The sequence below is a fragment of the Duganella qianjiadongensis genome, from assembly GCF_009857915.1.
Lineage (GTDB): Bacteria > Pseudomonadota > Gammaproteobacteria > Burkholderiales > Burkholderiaceae_D > Rugamonas > Rugamonas qianjiadongensis.
In genome coordinates this window covers 1-19,362 of the sequence record NZ_WWCM01000015.1, presented here as the reverse complement: position 1 = coordinate 19,362, position 19,362 = coordinate 1, and the positions used below count along the sequence as shown (strand labels likewise).

General features: G+C 55.3%; 14 protein-coding genes and 1 pseudogene. 2 read left to right on the top strand and 13 right to left on the bottom strand.

Features of this window, described 5'->3' with window-relative positions:
• From bioA to GTP27_RS18235, 4 genes are read right to left on the bottom strand one after another with little or no spacing between them, the layout of a single operon-like run.
• Complete coding sequence (bioA, locus tag GTP27_RS18250) at nucleotides 1–1,329, bottom strand: adenosylmethionine--8-amino-7-oxononanoate transaminase (protein ID WP_161040592.1); 1,329 nt, start codon at nucleotides 1,327–1,329, stop codon at nucleotides 1–3.
• Between the two features lie 26 nt (nucleotides 1,330–1,355).
• Complete coding sequence (locus GTP27_RS18245) at nucleotides 1,356–2,141, bottom strand: enoyl-CoA hydratase/isomerase family protein (RefSeq protein ID WP_161040591.1); 786 nt, start codon at nucleotides 2,139–2,141, stop codon at nucleotides 1,356–1,358.
• A 13-nt stretch (nucleotides 2,142–2,154) separates the two neighbouring features.
• Nucleotides 2,155–3,762 carry a carboxyl transferase domain-containing protein gene (locus tag GTP27_RS18240; protein WP_161040590.1) on the bottom strand — a complete coding sequence of 536 codons (1,608 nt, stop codon included), beginning with the start codon at nucleotides 3,760–3,762 and terminating at the stop codon, nucleotides 2,155–2,157.
• Between the two features lie 42 nt (nucleotides 3,763–3,804).
• On the bottom strand, nucleotides 3,805–4,236 hold the full coding sequence (locus tag GTP27_RS18235) for a YchJ family protein (RefSeq protein WP_161040589.1): 432 nt from the start codon (nucleotides 4,234–4,236) through the stop codon (nucleotides 3,805–3,807).
• Nucleotides 4,237–4,402: 166 nt separating this feature from the next.
• Here GTP27_RS18235 and GTP27_RS18230 point away from each other — a divergent pair, with 166 nt between their 5' ends.
• Together GTP27_RS18230 and murQ are read left to right on the top strand one after the other, a co-directional pair.
• Entirely contained in the window at nucleotides 4,403–5,143 is a 741-nt protein-coding gene (locus GTP27_RS18230) for a GntR family transcriptional regulator (RefSeq protein WP_155435664.1), read from the top strand.
• 19 nt (nucleotides 5,144–5,162) lie between these two features.
• Nucleotides 5,163–6,041, top strand: a complete 879-nt coding sequence (gene murQ / locus GTP27_RS18225; RefSeq protein ID WP_161040588.1) for an N-acetylmuramic acid 6-phosphate etherase — start codon at nucleotides 5,163–5,165, stop codon at nucleotides 6,039–6,041.
• Nucleotides 6,042–6,057: 16 nt separating this feature from the next.
• Here the strand turns inward: murQ and tssK are convergent, their stop codons facing one another.
• The 9 genes and pseudogenes from tssK to GTP27_RS18175 all read right to left on the bottom strand — a co-directional run bounded on the left by tssK (nucleotide 6,058) and on the right by GTP27_RS18175 (nucleotide 19,309).
• Nucleotides 6,058–7,410 (bottom strand): type VI secretion system baseplate subunit TssK, encoded by a 1,353-nt coding sequence (tssK, locus tag GTP27_RS18220; RefSeq protein WP_161040587.1) that lies wholly within the window; start codon nucleotides 7,408–7,410, stop codon nucleotides 6,058–6,060.
• A 26-nt stretch (nucleotides 7,411–7,436) separates the two neighbouring features.
• On the bottom strand, nucleotides 7,437–8,522 hold the full coding sequence (locus GTP27_RS18215; protein ID WP_161040586.1) for a T6SS immunity protein Tli4 family protein: 1,086 nt from the start codon (nucleotides 8,520–8,522) through the stop codon (nucleotides 7,437–7,439).
• Nucleotides 8,519–10,252, bottom strand: coding sequence for an esterase/lipase family protein (locus tag GTP27_RS18210; RefSeq protein ID WP_161040585.1), 1,734 nt, complete (start codon nucleotides 10,250–10,252; stop codon nucleotides 8,519–8,521). Before GTP27_RS18210 ends, GTP27_RS18215 begins: the two co-directional genes overlap by 4 nt.
• A 267-nt stretch (nucleotides 10,253–10,519) precedes the next feature.
• Nucleotides 10,520–11,650 (bottom strand): T6SS immunity protein Tli4 family protein, encoded by a 1,131-nt coding sequence (locus GTP27_RS18205; protein WP_161040584.1) that lies wholly within the window; start codon nucleotides 11,648–11,650, stop codon nucleotides 10,520–10,522.
• Between the two features lie 3 nt (nucleotides 11,651–11,653).
• Nucleotides 11,654–13,363: an esterase/lipase family protein gene (locus GTP27_RS18200; RefSeq protein ID WP_161040583.1), complete on the bottom strand. Its 1,710-nt coding sequence runs from the start codon at nucleotides 13,361–13,363 to the stop codon at nucleotides 11,654–11,656.
• Nucleotides 13,364–13,376: 13 nt separating this feature from the next.
• Nucleotides 13,377–16,184 carry a type VI secretion system Vgr family protein gene (locus tag GTP27_RS18195; RefSeq protein WP_161040582.1) on the bottom strand — a complete coding sequence of 936 codons (2,808 nt, stop codon included), beginning with the start codon at nucleotides 16,182–16,184 and terminating at the stop codon, nucleotides 13,377–13,379.
• Nucleotides 16,181–17,218: a type VI secretion system baseplate subunit TssG gene (tssG, locus tag GTP27_RS18190; RefSeq protein ID WP_161040581.1), complete on the bottom strand. Its 1,038-nt coding sequence runs from the start codon at nucleotides 17,216–17,218 to the stop codon at nucleotides 16,181–16,183. The genes GTP27_RS18195 and tssG overlap by 4 nt, the downstream gene beginning before the upstream one ends.
• Nucleotides 17,182–19,008, bottom strand: a pseudogene (gene tssF / locus GTP27_RS18180) (type VI secretion system baseplate subunit TssF). The gene tssG and the pseudogene tssF overlap by 37 nt, the downstream one beginning before the upstream one ends.
• Before the next feature lie 4 nt (nucleotides 19,009–19,012).
• Nucleotides 19,013–19,309 carry a GPW/gp25 family protein gene (locus GTP27_RS18175; protein ID WP_229634195.1) on the bottom strand — a complete coding sequence of 99 codons (297 nt, stop codon included), beginning with the start codon at nucleotides 19,307–19,309 and terminating at the stop codon, nucleotides 19,013–19,015.
• Nucleotides 19,310–19,362 lie beyond the last annotated feature (53 nt).

Genomic DNA, 19,362 nt, shown 5'->3' with positions numbered 1-19,362 from the left:
TTACGCCGCCATGACCTGATTGAACACGGCTAGCGTGTTGTTAGCCAGCGTGTCGATTTCTTCATCGTTCAGCACATACGGCGGCATCATGTAGACGCTCGCGCCGATGGGCCGCATCAGTAGTTCGTGCTCGACGGCGGTGGCGAAGAAGCGGCGCGAGAAGTCCGGCGCGGCATCGATGGCGTCGAACGCCCAGATCATGCCGCGCTGACGGAAGTTGCGCACTTTTTCATGCTGCGCCAGCGGCTGCAGCGCAGCCGTCAGGCGCTCTGCTTTGACGCGGTTGGTGCGCAGCACATCGTCCTCTTCGAAAATCTGCAGCGTTGCCAGCGCAGCGCGGCAGGCCAGCGGATTGCCCGTGTACGAGTGCGAATGCAGGAAACCGCGCGTGACGTCGCTGCTGTAGAAAGCCTGATAGATGTCGTCGCGCGTCAGTACCAGCGACAGCGGCAGATAGCCGCCGCTGATGCCTTTGGACAGGCACAGGAAATCCGGCCATATACCGGCCTGCTCGCAGGCGAAGAAAGTGCCGGTGCGGCCACAGCCGACGGCGATTTCATCGAGGATCAGGTGCACCGAATAGCGATCACACAGTGCGCGCACCAGTTGCAGATACAGCGGGTCGTGCATGGCCATGCCGGTAGCGCACTGCACCAGCGGCTCGATGATGATGGCGGCGATGCGCTCGCCCTTTTCCATGAACAGGCGTTCTACATCGGCAGCAGCGCGGCGCGCTACATCGGCAGCCGTTTCACCCTCGCCGGCCTGACGCGCATCGGGCGACATCACCGTTTGCGAGGCGCGCAGCAGCGGGCCGTAAGCATCCTTGAACAGCGCCACATCGGTGACGGCCAGCGCACCGATGGTTTCGCCGTGGTAGCTGCCCTTGAGGCAGACGAATTCCTGCTTGGCGCTATGGCCGCGGTTGCGCCACGAATGGAAGCTCATTTTCAGGGCGATTTCCACTGCCGATGCGCCATCGCTGGCGTAGAAGCTGTGGCCCAGCACATGGCCGGTGAGTGCCGACAGCTTTTCCGACAACTCGATCACGGGTTCGTGCGTAAAGCCGGCCAGCATGGCGTGTTCCAGCGTATCGAGCTGCTGCTTGAGCGCCGCGTTGATGCGCGGGTTGGCATGACCAAACAGATTGACCCACCACGAGCTGATGGCATCGAGGTAGCGTTTGCCCTGATGGTCATACAGCCAGACGCCCTGCCCCCGGCTTACCGGGATCAGGGGAACGGTTTCGTGGTGCTGCATTTGCGTGCAAGGGTGCCATACGCTGCGCAGGCTGCGGGCTACCCAGTCACTCTGTTGATTCAATTCCAAAACGACTCCAGACGTTGATTACCGCGCTACAGCAGCCACGCGGGTTTGCGCTTTTCGAGGAAGGAGGCGACGCCTTCGCGGCCCTGTTCCGAAGCGCGGATATGGGCAATGCGCTGGGCCGTATCGGCCAGCAGCGCATCGTTGACGGTTTGCCCGCTCACTTCGCGCACCAGCACTTTGGCTTGCTGCACGGCGTGCGGGCTGTTATTCACTAGCGCTTTGACGATTTCCCCGACCTTGTCGTCCAGCGCTTCCACAGCCACCACCTCATGGGCGAAGCCGAGACGCAGCGCCTGCGCCGCGTCGAATCGTTCGGCCGTGAGGAAGTAGCGGCGTGCCGCCTGCTCGCCCATGGCCTTGATCACATACGGCGCGATGGTGGCGGGGATCAGACCCAGCCGCACTTCGCTCAGGCAGAACTGCACCGCTTCGGCAGCGACCACGATATCGCAGGCGGCGACCAGGCCCATGCCGCCGGCATAGCAATCGCCCTGCACGCGCGCCACTACAGGGTGCGGGCACAGGTAGATGGTGCGCAGCATTTCGGCCAGTTGCAGTGCATCGGCCTGATTTTCGGCGTGCGTGTAGCCCGCCATCTTCTTCATCCAGTTCAGGTCTGCACCGGCGCAGAAGGCCGGACCGTTGGCGGCCAGTACGATAGCGCGCAGATCGTTCTGCTCACCCAGTTCGCGGAAGGCGCGGGTGATTTCGGCAATCGTTAGTTCGTTAAAGGCGTTGCGTACGTCGGGCCGGTCCAGCGTCACAGTGGCCACATGGCCCGTGCGGCTGATGTTGAGGGTGGTGTAAGTCATAGTCAGCCCCCTATTACATCCGGAATACGCCGAATTTGGTATCGGGGATTTCCGCATTGAGCGCAGCGGACAGGCCCAGGCCCAGCACCATGCGGGTATCGGCCGGATCGATCACGCCGTCATCCCACAGGCGCGCCGTGGCGTAGTAAGGATGGCCCTGATGTTCGTACTGCTCCTTGATCGGCTGCTTGAAGGCGGCTTCTTCTTCCGCGCTCCAGCTGCCGCCCTTGCTCTCGATGCCGTCGCGTTTGACGGTGGCCAGCACGGAGGCCGCCTGATCGCCGCCCATGACGGAAATGCGCGCATTGGGCCACATCCACATGAAGCGCGGCGAGAAAGCGCGGCCGCACATGCCGTAGTTACCGGCGCCGAAGCTGCCGCCGATGATGACGGTGAACTTGGGCACGGCGGCGGTGGCAACTGCCGTCACCATTTTGGCGCCGTTGCGGGCGATGCCTTCGTTTTCGTATTTGCGGCCCACCATGAAGCCGGTGATATTCTGCAGGAATACCAGCGGGATTTTGCGCTGGGCGCACAGCTCGATGAAGTGCGTGCCTTTCAGCGCCGACTCGGAGAACAGAATGCCGTTGTTGGCGATGATGCCGACCTTCATGCCGAAGATGTGGGCAAAGCCGCAGATCAGCGTGGTGCCATAGCGGGCCTTGAATTCATCGAACTCGCTGCCGTCGACGATGCGGGCGATGACTTCGCGCACATCGAAGGGCTTGCGCGTATCGACAGGAATTACGCCATACAGTTCTTCAGTCGGGTATTTCGGTTCTTCGGCCGGACGCAGCGCGCCCTGCTGCGGCTTGCTGCGGTTCAGATTCGAGACGATGGTGCGCGCCAGCGACAGCGCATGCAGGTCGTTCTGCGCCAGATGGTCGGCCACGCCGGACAGACGGGTGTGCACATCGCCGCCGCCCAGATCTTCCGCCGTTACCACTTCACCGGTAGCGGCTTTCACCAGCGGCGGGCCGCCGAGGAAAATCGTGCCCTGCTCCTTGACGATGATGGACTCGTCGCTCATGGCCGGCACGTAGGCGCCACCGGCGGTGCAGGAGCCCATCACCACGGCGATCTGCGGTATGCCTTTGGCCGACAGATTGGCCTGATTGTAGAAAATCCGGCCGAAGTGGTCGCGGTCGGGGAATACGTCATCCTGATTGGGCAGGTTGGCGCCGCCCGAATCGACCAGATAGATGCAGGGCAGGTTGTTCTGGTCGGCGATTTCCTGTGCGCGCAGGTGTTTTTTCACCGTCATCGGGTAGTAGGTGCCGCCTTTGACGGTGGCGTCGTTACAGACGATCACGCATTCCTGCCCCGCTACGCGGCCTATGCCGGTGATGATGCCCGCTGCCGGTGCGGCATCGTCATACATGCCGTAGGCGGCCAGTTGCGACAGTTCGAGGAAGGGCGTGCCGGGATCGAGCAGCATCTGCACGCGGTCGCGCGGCAGCAGTTTGCCACGGGCCACATGCTTGGCACAGGCTGCTGCCCCGCCGCCTTCGGCCATGCGCGCCACCTTGGCGCGCAAATCATCCACCACGGCCTGCATGGCGGCGGCGTTGGCCTTGAAGTCCTCACTGCGGGGATTGAGTTTGCTTTCGATCTGCGGCATGGCTTTTCCTTTGTGCGCGTGGTCTCCGACGCGTCGTCTGATTTATTCTGGAAAACTACCGTCAACGTAAAACCAGCGCAGTCCGCCTTCGGCCGGCTCGCGCACGAAGTTGCTGATTTCGTGCAGCCGCTGGCCGCGTCCATGGACGCGCAGGCGGGCGACAAATTCGACTGTGTCGCGGTTTTCATCATCTTCTGCTTTACGTTGACGTAAACGTAAAGCAGATTTTACCTCAAGTCCCAGCCACTGCAATTTTTCTTCGCTATTGATGATGGGCTCGCTTGGGCGGGTACTAGCATGCCAGGTTGACAACAGATACGGCTCGTTGCCCTGTACATAGGCCGTATAGCGCGAGCGCATCAGGGTTTCGGCCGTGGGCGGGATGGCGTTGCCGCTCAGATACGGGCCGCAGCAGGTGGCCAGTGTAGCGCCGCCACAGGGGCAGGCAGGGGCGGCGGAGGTCTTTTTGGACATGGCAGCAAGGTCGGACTGGTGAAACAAGCCAGCATTATCCGTCAAATGGCGCCCCCGCGCCTTGCTGCCCCGACTGGTAGTTGAATAAATATTGCTAAATTCATGGAGACGGGGTCACACCTTTTCTCTAACGCTATTACACTAGAGGCGTGAGGAGAATTTTTGCATGAGCCAGACCAGTTTCGAATTCAAAGCCGACGCCAACGACAGTTCGCCCCTGTATATGCAGATTGCGCGCAAGTTGAGCGAAGATGTGCACAATGGCCGCTATCAGGTGGATCAGGCGCTGCCGTCCGAGCGCACCCTGTCGGAGTTGCTGAACGTATCGCGCGTGACGGCACGCAAGGCCATCGACCAGCTGGTTGATCAGGGTCTGGTGGTGCGCCGCCGTGGTTCGGGCAACTATATTGCCCCCCGCATCGAGCAGCCGCTGTCCAATCTGACCAGTTTTTCCGAGCAGTTGCAGCAGCGCGGCCACGTGCCGGGCTCGCGTTGGCTCAAGCGCGCTGTGGTGACGCCTACGCCGGAGGAGCAGCTCAGTCTGGGCCTGTCGCCGTATTCCAAGGTGGCGCGGCTGGAACGTCTGCGTCTGGCCGATGATGTGGTGATGGCCTACGAAGTGTCGGTGCTGCCGCAGACGGTGCTCAATGATCCGAACGCGGTGGGTGCTTCGCTCTACCAGTATCTGGAAAGCATAGGCCAGGCGCCGGTGCGTGCCCTGCAGCACATCCGCGCCATGAATGCTTCGGCCGATCTGGCGCGCCAGCTCGGTGTGCCGGAAGGCCAGGCGGTGCTCTACATTACCCGTATCGCCTATCTGGAATCGGGCGAGGCGATGGAGCTGACCCATTCCTACTGTCATAGCGACCACTATGACTTCGTTGCGGAGATGCGCCGCGCCACCTGAGGCCCGGCAGACTGCCACCATGCTCAGGACCGAAACCAGCAGCGTAGAACACGCCGAACTCGATCTGTACGGCGTGGATCAGCTGGTGGCAGCGCTGGTAGACGATCATGCCCTGGCCGTGCGCGCCGTGCAGGCAGCAGCGCCTGCCATCAGCGCAGCGGTTAGCGCCATGGCGCCGCGCATCGCGGCTGGCGGGCGGCTGATCTATGTGGGGGCCGGTACTTCCGGCCGGCTCGGCATCCTCGATAGCGTAGAACTGTTCCCTACTTTCTCGTGGCCCCATGAGCGCGCCGTGCCCTTGCTGGCGGGAGGCTTAGGCGCCATGTTCGATGCCGTGGAAGGCGCCGAAGACAATGACGGCAAAGGCGCGGCCGATCTGCGTCTGATTTATCCGGTGTATAACGATGTGGTGCTGCTGATTGCAGCTTCCGGCACCACGCCCTATGTGCTGGGCGCGCTCAAGGCGGCGCATACAGTGGGCGCGCTGACGATAGGTATCGCCAATAATCCCGCGACGCCGCTGCTGCGCGATGCCGATGTGGGCATCTGTCTCGATACGGGGCCCGAAGTGATTGCGGGCAGCACGCGGCTGAAAGCGGGGACGGCGCAGAAGATCGTGCTCAATACCTTATCCAGCGCGTTGATGGTGCGCCTGCATAAGGTGTATGGCAATCTGATGGTGGACCTGCATGCCACCAATGCCAAGCTGGTGGAACGGGCCTTGCGTCTGACCATGCGGGTGGCGGGCGTAGATGAAGCCAGTGCGCGCGCCATGCTGGCGCGCTGCCACTATCAGGTGAAGCTGGCGATCGTGGCGCTGCGTAAAAATCTGGAGGTAGAGCAGGCGCAAAGCCTGCTCGAGCAGACGGGCGGCGACATGCGCCGCGCGCTGCGCTAGCTGCACGGCATCGCCATCAGGGCGAGATGGCGAATAATTCCAGACGCAGATCGGTGAGCGTGGCCGGCGCATAGATGGCGATGGCCTGTGCCTTGAGTATGGCTTCGTACAAATCGCTACGCTGCTCCAGCGAGAAGTAATAGGTTTCCGGGCGTACCGGCACTTCCATCGGTATTTGCGGCATGTGCGAGAGCGGCACGCCGGGCAAGGCGCTGCGCACCAGCGCGTCGATGTCGTGCGGCGAGGCGATCTTGAGCTGGCGCGGCGCTTCGGCCACCAGATTCAGGGCGGGCATGCTGGCGCTGGCTGCAATGTAGAGCGCAGCCTTGCGCTCGATCAGCGTAGGATCCAGCGTGGCGTGATGGTAGCGCATGCCTTGATCGCTGACGGTCAGCGGGATGCTGATGTATTTCGACGAAACCACCGTGTCGAGCAGATCGCGAATGATGTCATTGAGGGTGTGGAAGCCGCTGGCTGGTTCTTCGTGGTTGTAGCTGGGAAGATCGGTGATAGTGTATTTGCGCGAGAACGCCATCAGCCCGCCCGCCAGTGCCATCAGCCGTTCGAACAGGCGTTCCGGGTGGCAGTGGCCGCTGCGGGACAGATGCATCAGCGTGGCGCAGGCCGACATGATGGTCTGCAGCATCCAGAACGTGGCCACATCGCCGGTGTGCAGCTCCACCACATGGCCGCGCGGCTGGCGCTGCAAGCGTTGCAGCGATTCGCACTTGGCGCCTAGTCTGGCCAGTACGCTGCGCAGCAAATCCTGCATGGCAGCGTCAGCGGCGATGCTGACGCAGGGCGGCATGAAGCGTGGATCGAGATCGAAGCTGCCATCGGCGCGGCGCTGCAAACGGATCACGGGCAGGCAGTCGTAGCCTTCGCGTACGTCGAGATCGGACAGCAGGCGCACGGCCTTGCGCAGGTAGCCGATGTGGGCTGGCAGGCTGGTGGAAAATAGGTCGGGTGTTTCGCGGCTGTCGAGTGTGTAGCGCGCTTCACCGTGTTGACTGTCGTCTGACGCGAGGTTTCCACCGTGTGCTTGCGCGACTGGCAGCGCAGCGTAGAAAGTAATGCTCTGTGCCTCGGCTGGGATTTTGCTCAGATCGATAGGCAGCGGCAGCGTGTCCGCCAATGGCGCCTGATAGATTTCTCCGTCTTTGAAGATGAGGGTAAGTGCCTGCGCGCAAAGTGTGTCACTGGTGATATCGGGCAGCGCCCAGCGAGCACTTTGCACCCCCCAGTGGTTTGGCTCGATGGTCGCTGCGATGTGCTGCAGGCGTGATTCGTGGTATCGATCTTGCTGCTGCAGGTGTTGGGCGTCGAGATTGAGGCCTTCGGTCCACAGAACCTTGAGCGTTGCGGTCATGGTCTACTCCATCGGGGGATGCGGCGTTAGTTTTCCGTTTGTACAGAATCGCGCGATCCTGCGGCGACGGCATTAGGACGGACGCGGATCGAGTTTAGTAGCCTATCCCACAGCGCAAGGGCTTCTTCATCGGAGAGGCTGGGTTCTCTGGAGGCAGATTGATTATCCACAACGCCGGTGTCCAGAGTCATCTCCACATAAGGATGAAGGGGGTCATCTCCTATGCTGAGAGAACGGAAGATAAACTTATGATACGAAGGTTTTCCATTCCCACTAGGGATGTGCAAGAGCATTTCTTCGCCATGCCAATCGTTCACGGTGCGTTTGTCGAGCCGGAGGACTTTGAGCTTTTTCACCCAGGTGCCGAGGCCAGTGGCTCGTGCGTTCTGCTTCCCTTCTTCCAGTTCTTTTCTGAGCTCCAATTTCATGCCCTTGTTGCCACTTTTTATGGATTGGAAAGAGAAGTGCACGTCCGGAAAATCCGTCAGCCGAACGCCGAACTCGATCGATTCGTAGGGTGTTTCGAGGGTTGAGAAGGCACCATCGATGCAGATCCCCGGCTCGGTAGGTATTTCATCATCTTTGCGGGCGCGTAAGTGCTTAAATACCTCTATATCGTCTTTAAAATTTTGGTGAATGGAGCTAGCGGTCACACTTCCCCCGGGACTTATATAGGCATCTTGAGCCAACTTGAAATAGCTATGCACAATATATGTTTCAAATCCGCTGACGGTGACTAATTGTTTTACATCCGGATGTAAAATAGGAAGTACTACCCCTGCTATTTTGTCGGCCTCATTGTTCGAATGGAATAATTTGGCATTTTCAGTGTTATCTCTTATGTCATCTCTGATAATCTCATCAATTTTCTCTGCCCCATTTTCAATTCTTGTAAGCTCGGCGCCGACGGACAGTCGACCATAGACAGTTTGAGAATTTTTAGGAATATTCATAACAAATCTTGTAAAACATATATTTTTAAAATTGTCAATACTATTAATTAATGTTTTATTCATATTTTGGTTGTGAATATCTTTTGAAGTTGCAATTGGTTGAAATAACAAAAAAGATAGTATAAAAATTCCTGACTTTATGGCTTTGTAAGTTTTCATGTCTTGCTCCAGTTCATTTCTTGAATAATTCGGATTATTGAATAGAAAGTTGCTGAGACTGAGGATTGATATTTCAAACTGTCCTGATGCTCATACCCTTTCTGACGAAATATTGCTTTGCAAAACTTATCCTGATTATTTGCAGATCGAATTGGTACAGTTTCATCTCCTTGTTCTTTTGGCGGAACTAAATGTGCAGAGGGGGAAAGAATAGAAATATTATGAAAATTGAATTTTGGTATATGTAAAACATTGATAGGTTCAAACTTTATTTTTCCGTTTTCACTGTCACTTGAAACTGCAAAATTTTCGCTATTTAGCGAACTGACGTCCTGATCAAATTGCCAGACTACCTCTCCCCAAGTAAGCCGTTCTTTGTCTGATCCGTATATGGCATAACTGTTTTTGTGATAATAATTGCTTATTGTTTTGTGAAATTTTTCTGCTAGATCAATATATTCAAATGTTCTAGAAATTTGTGAATTTTGGAGCTTTGCCGGATTAATCCATTCCGGATTAAATAATTGATACCATTTATTCTGAATTTTATATATTTCGGTTATTGGATTATTTTTTTGAGGGAGTGAGAGTAAGGTTGTATTATCGAAGACAATTTTTAACCATGAATTGCCATAATTTTTTGTAGGCAATAGTTCTAGACCACCAGGAGAATTGCTCAATACAGCCGTTACTTCGTGTCCGTCATAACCTAAGACTCTTTTGGGAATATTTGCTGGGCCGCCTTCGAAACCGCAGCGCATGCGCTTGTAGGTAATAGCGGCACCTAAAGCCGGCATCACACTATGCACTGCGCCCAAGACCAGATCCTCTATTTTTCCAATTGATGAGTGCATGGCGGCTCTTGCAACTAGCCCACCCATAGAGTGCGTGATTAGGATTACTTTTCTGCAGTCGAACTTAGCATCAGCATATTTTTTTATTAGGGCTCTAATGCGATTGGCCGTAGCTGAACCTGAGGCTCTGTTGGATTGGAGCCAGTTGTAGCCCATTGCATGTACAGGGAACCAGCACTCCGTTAATGCTGATTTGAGCTCGTCAGCACGGATAGGTTTTAGCTGGTTCTCTGGTGCTGCTCCCCATGATTGAGGGGAAATGTCCAGAACGTTTTTTTTCCACCAGATGGAAGGTTCATTAAGTTCGCAGAATGCATCATTAAGTTGCTTTTCCATGAGCTGTAGCAGTTCGCCGTAGCTGTCGTACAGCACCTCGCCCCACCCGCGTTCTAAGGCTCTATGCTGATGAGTTTTGCGCGGAGTGACCCCCGGTGGATCAGGTAGTAGTAGCACTAAAGGGGCATTAGAGACATGCCACATATCGATACTACTAAGGTTGACAGCTTTATTTCGCTCAAACGTCGTTTCCTTGGGATTGCCAGTTTCGGAATGACCGGAGTCGAATGTATCGACGGACGTCTTATCAGGATCGAGCTGCTTTTGGCGATCAGCGGCATTGAGTGCCATAAAGTGAGCATTTTCTGAAGTGGAATCCACGCGCCATGCGATGTTATTTTTCTTTTTTAGAAGCGCCTGCCTATCTGCAGTCATGCGGAGGTTCGAGCCCATGATTCCCGGAATAAAAATTATAGGAATCACCTTTTTGGGAGGCACCAGAACAACCTGAGGTCGAACGTCAGTAGCTGATGTACAAAAGCCGCTTGAACATTTTCGGGTGTCTAGAGGATTGATCGGTAAATGCTGACCGTCTAGCATAATTTTCGACCTCTTAATCAAGTAACTCGATGTTGTAATGCGCAAAGGCTAGCTTCGTGCAGAAGCGTTCTGTCAGTCCGTTTGCATCGGACTTTCCTTCATAGACTTTTCCATCTTCTACCGTAATGCGGTATCGCTGATTGGGCAGGGCGGCTCTAGTTCGCAGATCGCGCAATTGCACCTAGATGGACATACTCCGCGCATTTGACGGTGTAATTGGCTTTGCATTCATCGACGACACAAGACTTTGAGCGTTGCGGTCATGGTCTATTCCTCGGTTGGGGCTGACTTGGGCAGTGAGTCGTTCTGTTTGGCGGTCGTTGTTGCACTAGGCACCAGCGCATTCGGACGGACACGTATGGAGTTGAGCAGACTATCCCAGAGAGCGAGTGCTGCTTCGTCCGAGAGGCTAGGCTTTTGTCCGGTGGACATATTGCCTTTGACTCCAGTATCTAGAGTCATTTGAACAAAGGGATAAAGTGCTGCGTTAGTTTTTCCGCTGGCCCGAAATGTGAATTTATGAACGGAAGGCTTTCCATAACCGCTGGGAATTCGAAGTAGAGCTTCCTCTCCGTCCCAATTATTCACTACACGTTTTCTAAGCCTGAGAACTTTGAGATGACTTGCCCATGCGCCAAGTCCTTTTTCCGCCGCTTCTTTTTGTCCATTAGCGATATCTTTTGCTAAATCAAATTTCTGTAAAAAATCGCGATTCTTCATTATGGTTATCGAGAAATGAACATCAGGATGATCATGTAGTCTGAGTCCCATTTCGATGCCCTCGTAAGGCGAATCTATGGTGGAAATTACTCCGTCAAGACATATTCCAGGATCATCTGGAACTGTTTTCTCTTCCAGAGCTCTTAAATGCTTTGCGGTGGAAAGATTTTTCCCCAAATATTCCCTGACCAGACTCTTGGGCATGCCTTTCGCCTCAATAACATAAGCATCGTTTCCGATTTTTATAAAGGTGTATATGTCGTAATAGGAAAATCCGACAATGTTAACTAAGTGAGTGATATTCACTCCATTGATCAGGATTGGTGCATCTACCGCAAAATCGACATCTTCATCTTTTGGAAATAAATGATGGTTTCTTTCATTTTCTTTGATCATTTCTTGAATTATATTTCCTAAATTTTCAGCCTGATTTTTAAGCCTACTTATTTCTCCGCCGGCGGTAAGCCGGCCATAAACAATAGTAGTTTTTTCTGGCGCAGACATCAAAAATCTCGTAAAACAGATGTCATGAACTTTTAATTTATTTGCGAATCTATCATTCATTTGATTCTCCACGACTTCTGTTTTTCTATATTCTGATGAATACGCATAATCATGTTCTATAAAGCACATGATCAAAGAAGCCTTCAAAAATTTTCTAATTAAAATTTTCTTCATTTTTCAACGTTTTATACTTTGAATAATTTTAATTAATGAATAGAAGGTGGCTGCAATAGATTTTTCGTCTTTGAAACTCTCTTGGTGTTCGTAACCCGTTTGGCGAAAGACTGCTTTGCAGAATTTCCTTTGGCTATCTGAGGAGCATATTGCTACAGTCTCATCACCTGGATCTTGAGCTGTGGCGAGGTCGGCTTTGAAGGGCCCGAGGTCGGTGCTTAATTTTTTTAGGGCAAGCTCTTGAGTGAAATAGATTTCACCTATGCCATTGTCGATAGACACGCAGAGGTCCAGATTCTCTTTTGGCGTAACTTCAAAATCGAGTTGCCACGTCACATTGCCCCAAGCGGCCTTTTTTCTGTCAGCCCCATATACTGCATAACTATTGGGGTGGAAGTATCCATTTAGTTTTTCATGAAAAGTCTTTGCTTCATCTAGCAGAGCGAAGCTTCGATTGATATTTCTTTCGCCTAAAAGGCCCGGATTTATCCATTCTTCTTTTAATAGCCGGAACCATTTGTCCTTCAATTTATATATTTCGCTATACGGATCACCATTTTGTGGAAGCGCGAAAATTAATTGATTTTCATGCATTACCTGTAACCACCCATTTCCATATGCTTTGCTGGGAAGCAGTTCTAACCCTCCAGGTGCATTTGCAAGCACAGAAGTTACTTCCGCTCCTGTCGCGCCCAGAACATTTCGAACAATACTGAGGGAATAGCCCTCAAAGCCGCAGCGCATGCGCTTGTATGCTGTACCCGCCCCCAAGGCTGGCATGGCTCCATGAATTACACCATGTACACTATTTTCGATTTTTCCGATTGCCGGATGCATGGCAGCGCGAGCAGTTAGGCCGCCCATTGAATGCGTGATTAAGATTACTTTTTCACACTTATAGACTGTATTGTTGTATTTTGAAATAAGTGCTGTGATTCGTTCAGATATCTTGATTCCTGAAATTGAATTCGATTCAAGCCAGTTATAGCCCATTGCATGTGTCGGGAACCATCTTTGGGCTAGGGCAGCAATGATTTCTGTGTCCTTCAATTGTGGGAGATCTGTGGGTGATACGGCTCCCCATTTTTTTGGATCAACTTGGACTAGGGTGTTTTTCCACCACTCTGATAATTCAGATTCCGAGCACATAGGTTCCTTCAGATGTTTTTCTAGGAGCTGCAATAGCGCTCCATAGCTGTCAAAAAGAATTTCACCCCAACCACGTTCTAGTGCCTTTTCCAAATGGGTCTTTCTTCTTTTTGATCCTGAAGGATCAGCGGTAAGCAGAACGCCGAAATTGTTAGGGATGTGTTGCTGAAAGACCTTTCTGAGCTTGACACCGTTATTTCGCTTTAATGCCGTCTCACTAGGATCGCCAGTTTCACTTTGGCCTTCGTCATAGGTATCCACACATGTTTCGCTGGGGTCGAGCTGCTTTTGTCTTTCACCCGCAGTGAGTCCAATGAAGAGACTGGTCTCATAATCTGAGTCCACGCGCCATGCGATGTTGTTGTTCTTTTTCAGCAGTACCTGTCGCTTGGCTGACATGCGCAGGTTCGATCCCATGATGCCAGGGATAAAAATGATCGGTATCACCTCCGTAGGTGGTATGTGCACTACCTGGGTTCTCTGATCAGCTAGCGGTGTACAAAAGCCACTTGCACATTTTCGGGCGTTAAATGGGTCGAGTGGTAAATGCTGGCCATCTGCCATGGTTTCCTCACTATTAATCTAGTAACTCAATGTCGTAATGAGCGAAGGCTTCCTTGGTGCTAAAGCGCTCTGTCAGCCCGTTTGCATCGGACTTACCTTCATAGACTTTTCCATCTTCGACCGTAATGCGATAGCGCTGATTGGGCAGGGCCGCCTTAGTTTGCAGATCGCGTAGCTGGACTTGCTGGTCATGCTCGTCGTCGTTGTGTGGCAGCTTGAGTGTTTCGCTGCTGGAGTCGCCTGCGCCTAGCTGGACATACTCCGCGCATTTGACGGTGTAATTGGCTTTACATTCGTCGGCAATCTGGCCATCGACATAGCTGGTCTTGGCGCCCTGCGAGATGAATTGCAGTGTGGGTGCTTCCAGTCGCACGCATTCGTTGGATATCAGGTGGATGCGCTTGAGAGATTTGATGACGATTTCGCCCTCGTGGGCTTCGATCTGGATATTGCCCGCGCCTGCAATCAGACGCATGCCCAGTTTGGCAGCGAATAATTGCACGGCCTGAGTCGCTCGCAGAAATAGGCTGCGCCCAGCGGATGCCTGATGGTCGCCTATGCTGCTCGTCTCGAAATTTTTCTGCGTACCGATCAGCACGGTGTCTGCGCTACTGATCACGACGCCTGCGTCGCCGTGCGCTGCGATGAGCGGTGCACCGGCCATGGTGCCGGCATCAGTTGCGCCCGTGGCATTCTGTGCGAGGTTGGATGCGCCGTCCCAGTGCTCGATTTTGCTGACTAGTTCCGCGACGCTTGTGCTTTGTGCGTGCGCGAGCTCGTGCACTGTAGCTAGACGGTCTAGCTCCTTACGCACGTTCTCGGCATCGTCAGTGACGGCCTTCAGCGCTTGCCGTTCAAGCTGTAGATCTGCCCTGCTGCCCGCTACCAGATATACGCCCTGTACGCCGCGCAAGGCTACCGCCTGATCCGAACGCAATTCCGCACCCTCGCCCCGAGGTTCTGCACTGCCATTGATGCGGGGAGTGGTCAGGTATCCCAGATTAAGCTCGCTCGCACCATGATCGCAAGCCAGTTGTGCGCTGATCTGCCCTTCCGTGTCATCGAGCCGGAGCTGATTGCCGCGCGTTCCGCCCAGCTCACGGCTGCGCAGTCCGGATAGTGCAGCATTGCCCGGTAAGGCCCCAGTGCGGCTGAATGCAGGCGGTGGCGCCGCGCCGTTGAACAGCTGGCCGATGATGACGGGCTTGTCCGGATCACCGCCGAGAAAGTCCACCAGCACTTCGCTGCCGACACGGGGCAGATGTAGTGCGCCGCATTGTGCGAGATTGCCCGCACCATCGCCGGCCCAGTTTGACACCACGCGTACCCAGGCCGAATCCGACTCGGCTTCGTTAGCGCCTATTCCGCCTGCATGGTGATGATCTTCTTCGCGCGTGGCAGGAAAGCGGATTTTGACGCGGCCGTATTCGTCACACCAGACCTTATGCAGTTCCGGCCCGACTACTAGGGCACTTTGCAGCCGGGGCTGGGGGATATCAGTGCGCGAGTCGTAAGGCGCGATGATCGGCGTTCCACGGCGCACGCATTGAAAGCGCGTCAGAAAGCGCAGAGGCCGGCCGTGCTGCTGAAAGACATGGTAGCGGCCAGTGCTCCAGCCGCTATCCGCGAACAGGCGGACGATACGCTCATTCATCTCTTTGGGGAGATTATTGTCGGCGGCAATGTCCTGTGCGGTTATGACGAATTCGCGCTGGTTTGCCGCATGGCTGTCCAGTTCCGCATGGCCGCATAGTTCTATCCATGTACCCACGGCCAGATCGCGTGCCGTGCCTTCGCCGCGAAAGTGCTTGGCGGCGTAATCATGGCTATCCAGCCGTGCCGTTGTCTGACTATCGAGATCGGCCTTGTCATCACCGCTATGCGGCGCCAGCACCAGATGGCTTAGCAGTTCATCTGCAAGCCGGCTGCCTAGTTCGCCCTGATCGCGAGTGCTGGCGGCAGTGCTGCGCATGGCGTCGCGTGCTGCTGGCTGCAGATAGTCCCAGCTGAAGTTCTGTACCTGTGCGCTTTGCAGCGTTCTGACGGCGCTCCATCCGGTAATTGCATCGCTCTCCATGGTGGCGAGATCGCGCTGGAATGCGACCGAGCCAGCCTCGTTGCGTGGCAGTCGCATGCTGGCATCGAACAGCAGCAGCGTGTGCATAGGCGTGTCGGTGCTGCGCCTATGCGCGGGCAGTTCGGCGTTCCCTTGGCCGGACTGGAAAAACCACGCGATGCCGCGCCGTTTCATCAGCCGGCGTATGAAGCCGGCATCCGACTCATTGTGCTGGAAGGTGAATTCGCGTGCCGGATGATCGCGGCTAGCCAGCACGCTATCGATCTGCAGCGCAAAGCTGCTACGCATGACGCTCATCTTTTGCTGCCATTCGTTCACCAGCGTAGAGATGATGTCGAGTTCGTTCATGTTGCGAAACACCCGTGTGTTCAGACGGTGCTCCATGATCTGTAGGGCATCGGTGATGGTCAGTTCGTAGGTGGCCAGAGCACCGTCGCTTTCGCCGCTGGCGGCGCTGGCGACGATGCCGCAGATGCTGCGTAGCTCACCCGTCGCCGTGACGATCTGGATTTCCGCTGGCACGCCGATGAAATCCTTAAGCGCCAACATGGCAGTGTCAGCGATGCAGAGCAGGTGAAAAGTGTGGCCGTCGAAAATAGCCTCGTGGCCGACTAGTCGCTGTGGCAGCAGTAAGTTATCGTGCACGCCATCGGCCATGGCCAGACGTAGACGCAAGGGGCGCTGGGCGGATGTGAGGCGCGTGAAAGCGTCATAAAGACTGGTAAGGGCACTATCCAGATTCATGGCTGATTCCCTGTTGCTATGGTAGGTAGCGCATAGCGCATGGCCCCGTAGTGGGGCCCGTGTGCCGTCAGACCGAGGTGATAGCCATAGCCGAGAGCGGTCTTGCCGAGACGGCTTTGACGGGTTTCTCCCTGCGCCAGAAAGAGCAGAACTTCGAGCTGAAGACTGCTCAATTTGAATAAAGAAATAAAGCTCTTCAAGGCTCGCCATCCCTCCCGCTCTGGCAGTAAGGGGTCATATTGCTGTCGTTTAAGTGGACCGATACTCAGGCGGATACGGCGCTGGAAATTGGGAATCCGGCGCCCCAGTATGAGTGTCCTGCCCAGACGATGATTTCGCTTCCCCAGTTGGACTCTTTCTTCTTCACCAAGCTGGTAGTAGTCAGGCAGGAACTGAATGATTTCGACAGGTAAGCTGAGGTAGTCGGCCAGTGCAGGCGCGAGGGTGGTGACCGACGTGACGGGGCGTTGCAGAAGCGCCGCGTAGCTGGCGATGGCTGCATCGGGTATGCCGCCTGGCTGTCTTGATCCGGCAGGTACTCCGGTGAGCGCCATCAGCACGGGCAGTAATGCCGGCTTGCCTTGCGCAGTGATGGAGCGGAAGATGCGGCTACGGTTGCTGGCGATATAGTGCAACTCGATAGAGCGATGAAACAGCATATCGTAGAACGCCTGTGTGCTTTCCATGCGTCCCCTGCTGTGGGTTTCCATCAGGCGATAGCTGGCGGCATAGGGTAATTCGCCCGTCGAGCCGAACAGGCTGGGTAGTGTAGGTGTAAGGGTGATTCTAGGTCGTTGCCCTGCGTCGGTACTGGTCGCTGCGGCATATTCGAGTTCGATGGCGTCAATCTGGCTCGTTGCAAAGCCAAGCCGGGTTCGGCTGCGAAAGCGGATGCAGGAGCTGAGCCGGTCAGTATCGCTGTGCCCCAGCCAGCCGTCGAGCAGTCTCACCGCCTGGACGAATTCGAAGCGATAGGGGGCACTTACGAGCCGCGCTATCACAGTATGTTCTGGTAACCGCTGCGTGCTGGACATTGCATCAGTTCCTTACCGGTTTGTTGTGAGCACAAGCTCAGACGCACAAAGGTGTTGAGCTGCGTACTCAGGCCGAATAGGTGATCGAGTAATTGGCTGAACAGGTACAGGCCGCAGGTGTGGTAGGCAGGTTCATTGATGGTGACGCCTATGCGTATGCCGAACAGAAAGCCGCGGGTAGCGGCGCTGCGGTAAGGCAGAAAGTCCGCTCTGGTATTGAGCGCAATCAGGCCCTGGATCTGGCTACGGCTGGCGGGACTCTGTACGGGGTCATGTAGTACCAGCATTTCCTTCAAGGGGGCAAGATCGTCGTGCAGCAAAGATTGCTGGCTGCTGGCAAGGTGGGAAATCAGACGCCATTAGTCGCTAGCGGCAAGACGCCGCGGCGGGGTTGGCTGACGTAGCATGCGGATGGGATAAGCACCCTGCCCTCTGGTGAGCTGGAAGTCGCCATCGGTATGACCTAGCGGCAGGCGTGAGCATAGATCCCGATTGGTGCAGGTCAGGTTGACGGAGACGGTGCTGATATCCGTATCCAGCGGATCGAGCGCATGGTCCACAAAGGCAATCCGCGTTTCGTAGCCGGGACTGATTTCTGCCAGATGTTCGTCGCGACGGGCGAACCAGTGACGCCCAGTCTGGTCGCTGGCCTCGCCATGTTTGAGCGAATAGTAGGGATGGTATTCATCCACGTGGATGCCACTACGTGATTTCTTCACTGCAGTGACCCGATCCACGCTGTAGATTTCGTAATCGGCGGGATGCTGGGCATGTGCCTGCAGAATGTATTCGGATTTGCTGTAATCCTGATAGATGGGGCAGGCACTGACGGAAAACAGATTCACCAGCGGCGTACAGCCAGTGAGCAAGTGATGCGCCGCCAGAGGCATCAGGGTGCGAGCAGTTGCGCTATTGTGCCTATCTTGTGCTAGCAGGAAGTGCAGTGTAAAGCTCTGACAACTTGGCTCTAGTTGTGAGCGGATCTCGTCCAGCGCGATATCGAAGAAGTTGTACTTCTCCGGATAGGCAAAATATTCCAGTAGTAGCCTAGCGGTAGCATGGGCTCGGGGCTCATCTGGGGTAACTGCCTGATCTTCGGCAAACCCCACTGGCCGCAGCGGGACGTGCTCGAGCGGCGGCCAGTGCTGGCTGCCTGTCTGTTGCAGATAGACGGCCGCCGAGCGCATGAATAGACTGTCGCGCAGTGCGGCGGCAAATGCGGGATCGGCATCGATAAACAAGCGTAGATAGGGTAGCGTGCTGTCCGGTCCGACGGAAATCTTCAAGCTGATCTCGCCGTCTAGCGGTTCCGCTGCCATGATGCCCGCAGGGAGGCTGATCTGATGCCGGAAGCTGGCCTGCAGTACTTGGGCCGTACCGAGTTCGAGTTCGTAGACGGTACGGAACTGGCAGCGGGTATGGCCGATCCGTTGGGAGAGTAGCGTGGTACCACGCGGGATAAGGCTATTTGTAGTCGATACGGTATTGCGGCTGTCAAAGTGCGCGATAGTAAGCGGCGGTAGTGGCCGCACGGCCTGCGGATAGATGACGGAGAGCAGATCGCTGGGTAGCTGCTGCTGACTTTTATCCAGACATTGCTGCGTGCGTGCATTGGTAAAGCTGATGGCATCGAGCAGGGCACGGGTCTGCGGATGCTCGGCGCTGCCACTGCTTAAGCCGAGCGTGGCGGTCTCGGCGGGGAAGCGCTGGGTAAATTCGCGGACCATGGTCTGCTGGTCGATACGCTCGCGTTCGTAGCGATGCAGCAGTTCGGTGAAAGGCGATGTCATACGGTCAGCTACCAACGAGGCGAACAGTGTAGTGCTGCGCGGCAGGTTCCAGTACGCCGCCAAACTTTACCGGTGGGGTATCCGGCGTGTCTCTAAGTTGTGCCTGCAGGATAAAGCCGAGCCGGTTGATGGAACTGGTTTCGGCATGCAGATGTACCTGCAGCTTGCTAAGGCGGGGTTCATGGCGCTGTATGGTTTGCTGGACGGCGGCGCAGATCGCGCGCCGGGGACCTGTCAGGAATTTTGTGTGCCGGGGTCGCGGTTCGTAGTTAATTAATCGCGTTGGTGAAGCGTTCCCCAAACAGAATGGCAAACTGGTTTGCTGCCATCTTCCAAGTTCGCTGCGGCATCTTC

Bases quoted from the DNA above. Each gene is read 5' to 3' on its own strand.
- GTP27_RS18215 (WP_161040586.1), bottom strand. From the start codon at position 8,522: ATGAAAACTTACAAAGCCATAAAGTCAGGAATTTTTATACTATCTTTT.
- GTP27_RS18210 (WP_161040585.1), bottom strand. From the start codon at position 10,252: ATGCTAGACGGTCAGCATTTACCGATCAATCCTCTAGACACCCGAAAA.
- murQ (WP_161040588.1), top strand. From the start codon at position 5,163: ATGCTCAGGACCGAAACCAGCAGCGTAGAACACGCCGAACTCGATCTG.
- tssK (WP_161040587.1), bottom strand. From the start codon at position 7,410: ATGACCGCAACGCTCAAGGTTCTGTGGACCGAAGGCCTCAATCTCGAC.
- GTP27_RS18240 (WP_161040590.1), bottom strand. From the start codon at position 3,762: ATGCCGCAGATCGAAAGCAAACTCAATCCCCGCAGTGAGGACTTCAAG.
- GTP27_RS18200 (WP_161040583.1), bottom strand. From the start codon at position 13,363: ATGGCAGATGGCCAGCATTTACCACTCGACCCATTTAACGCCCGAAAA.
- tssG (WP_161040581.1), bottom strand. From the start codon at position 17,218: ATGTCCAGCACGCAGCGGTTACCAGAACATACTGTGATAGCGCGGCTC.
- GTP27_RS18205 (WP_161040584.1), bottom strand. From the start codon at position 11,650: ATGAAGAAAATTTTAATTAGAAAATTTTTGAAGGCTTCTTTGATCATG.
- GTP27_RS18245 (WP_161040591.1), bottom strand. From the start codon at position 2,141: ATGACTTACACCACCCTCAACATCAGCCGCACGGGCCATGTGGCCACT.
- GTP27_RS18235 (WP_161040589.1), bottom strand. From the start codon at position 4,236: ATGTCCAAAAAGACCTCCGCCGCCCCTGCCTGCCCCTGTGGCGGCGCT.
- GTP27_RS18195 (WP_161040582.1), bottom strand. From the start codon at position 16,184: ATGAATCTGGATAGTGCCCTTACCAGTCTTTATGACGCTTTCACGCGC.
- GTP27_RS18230 (WP_155435664.1), top strand. From the start codon at position 4,403: ATGAGCCAGACCAGTTTCGAATTCAAAGCCGACGCCAACGACAGTTCG.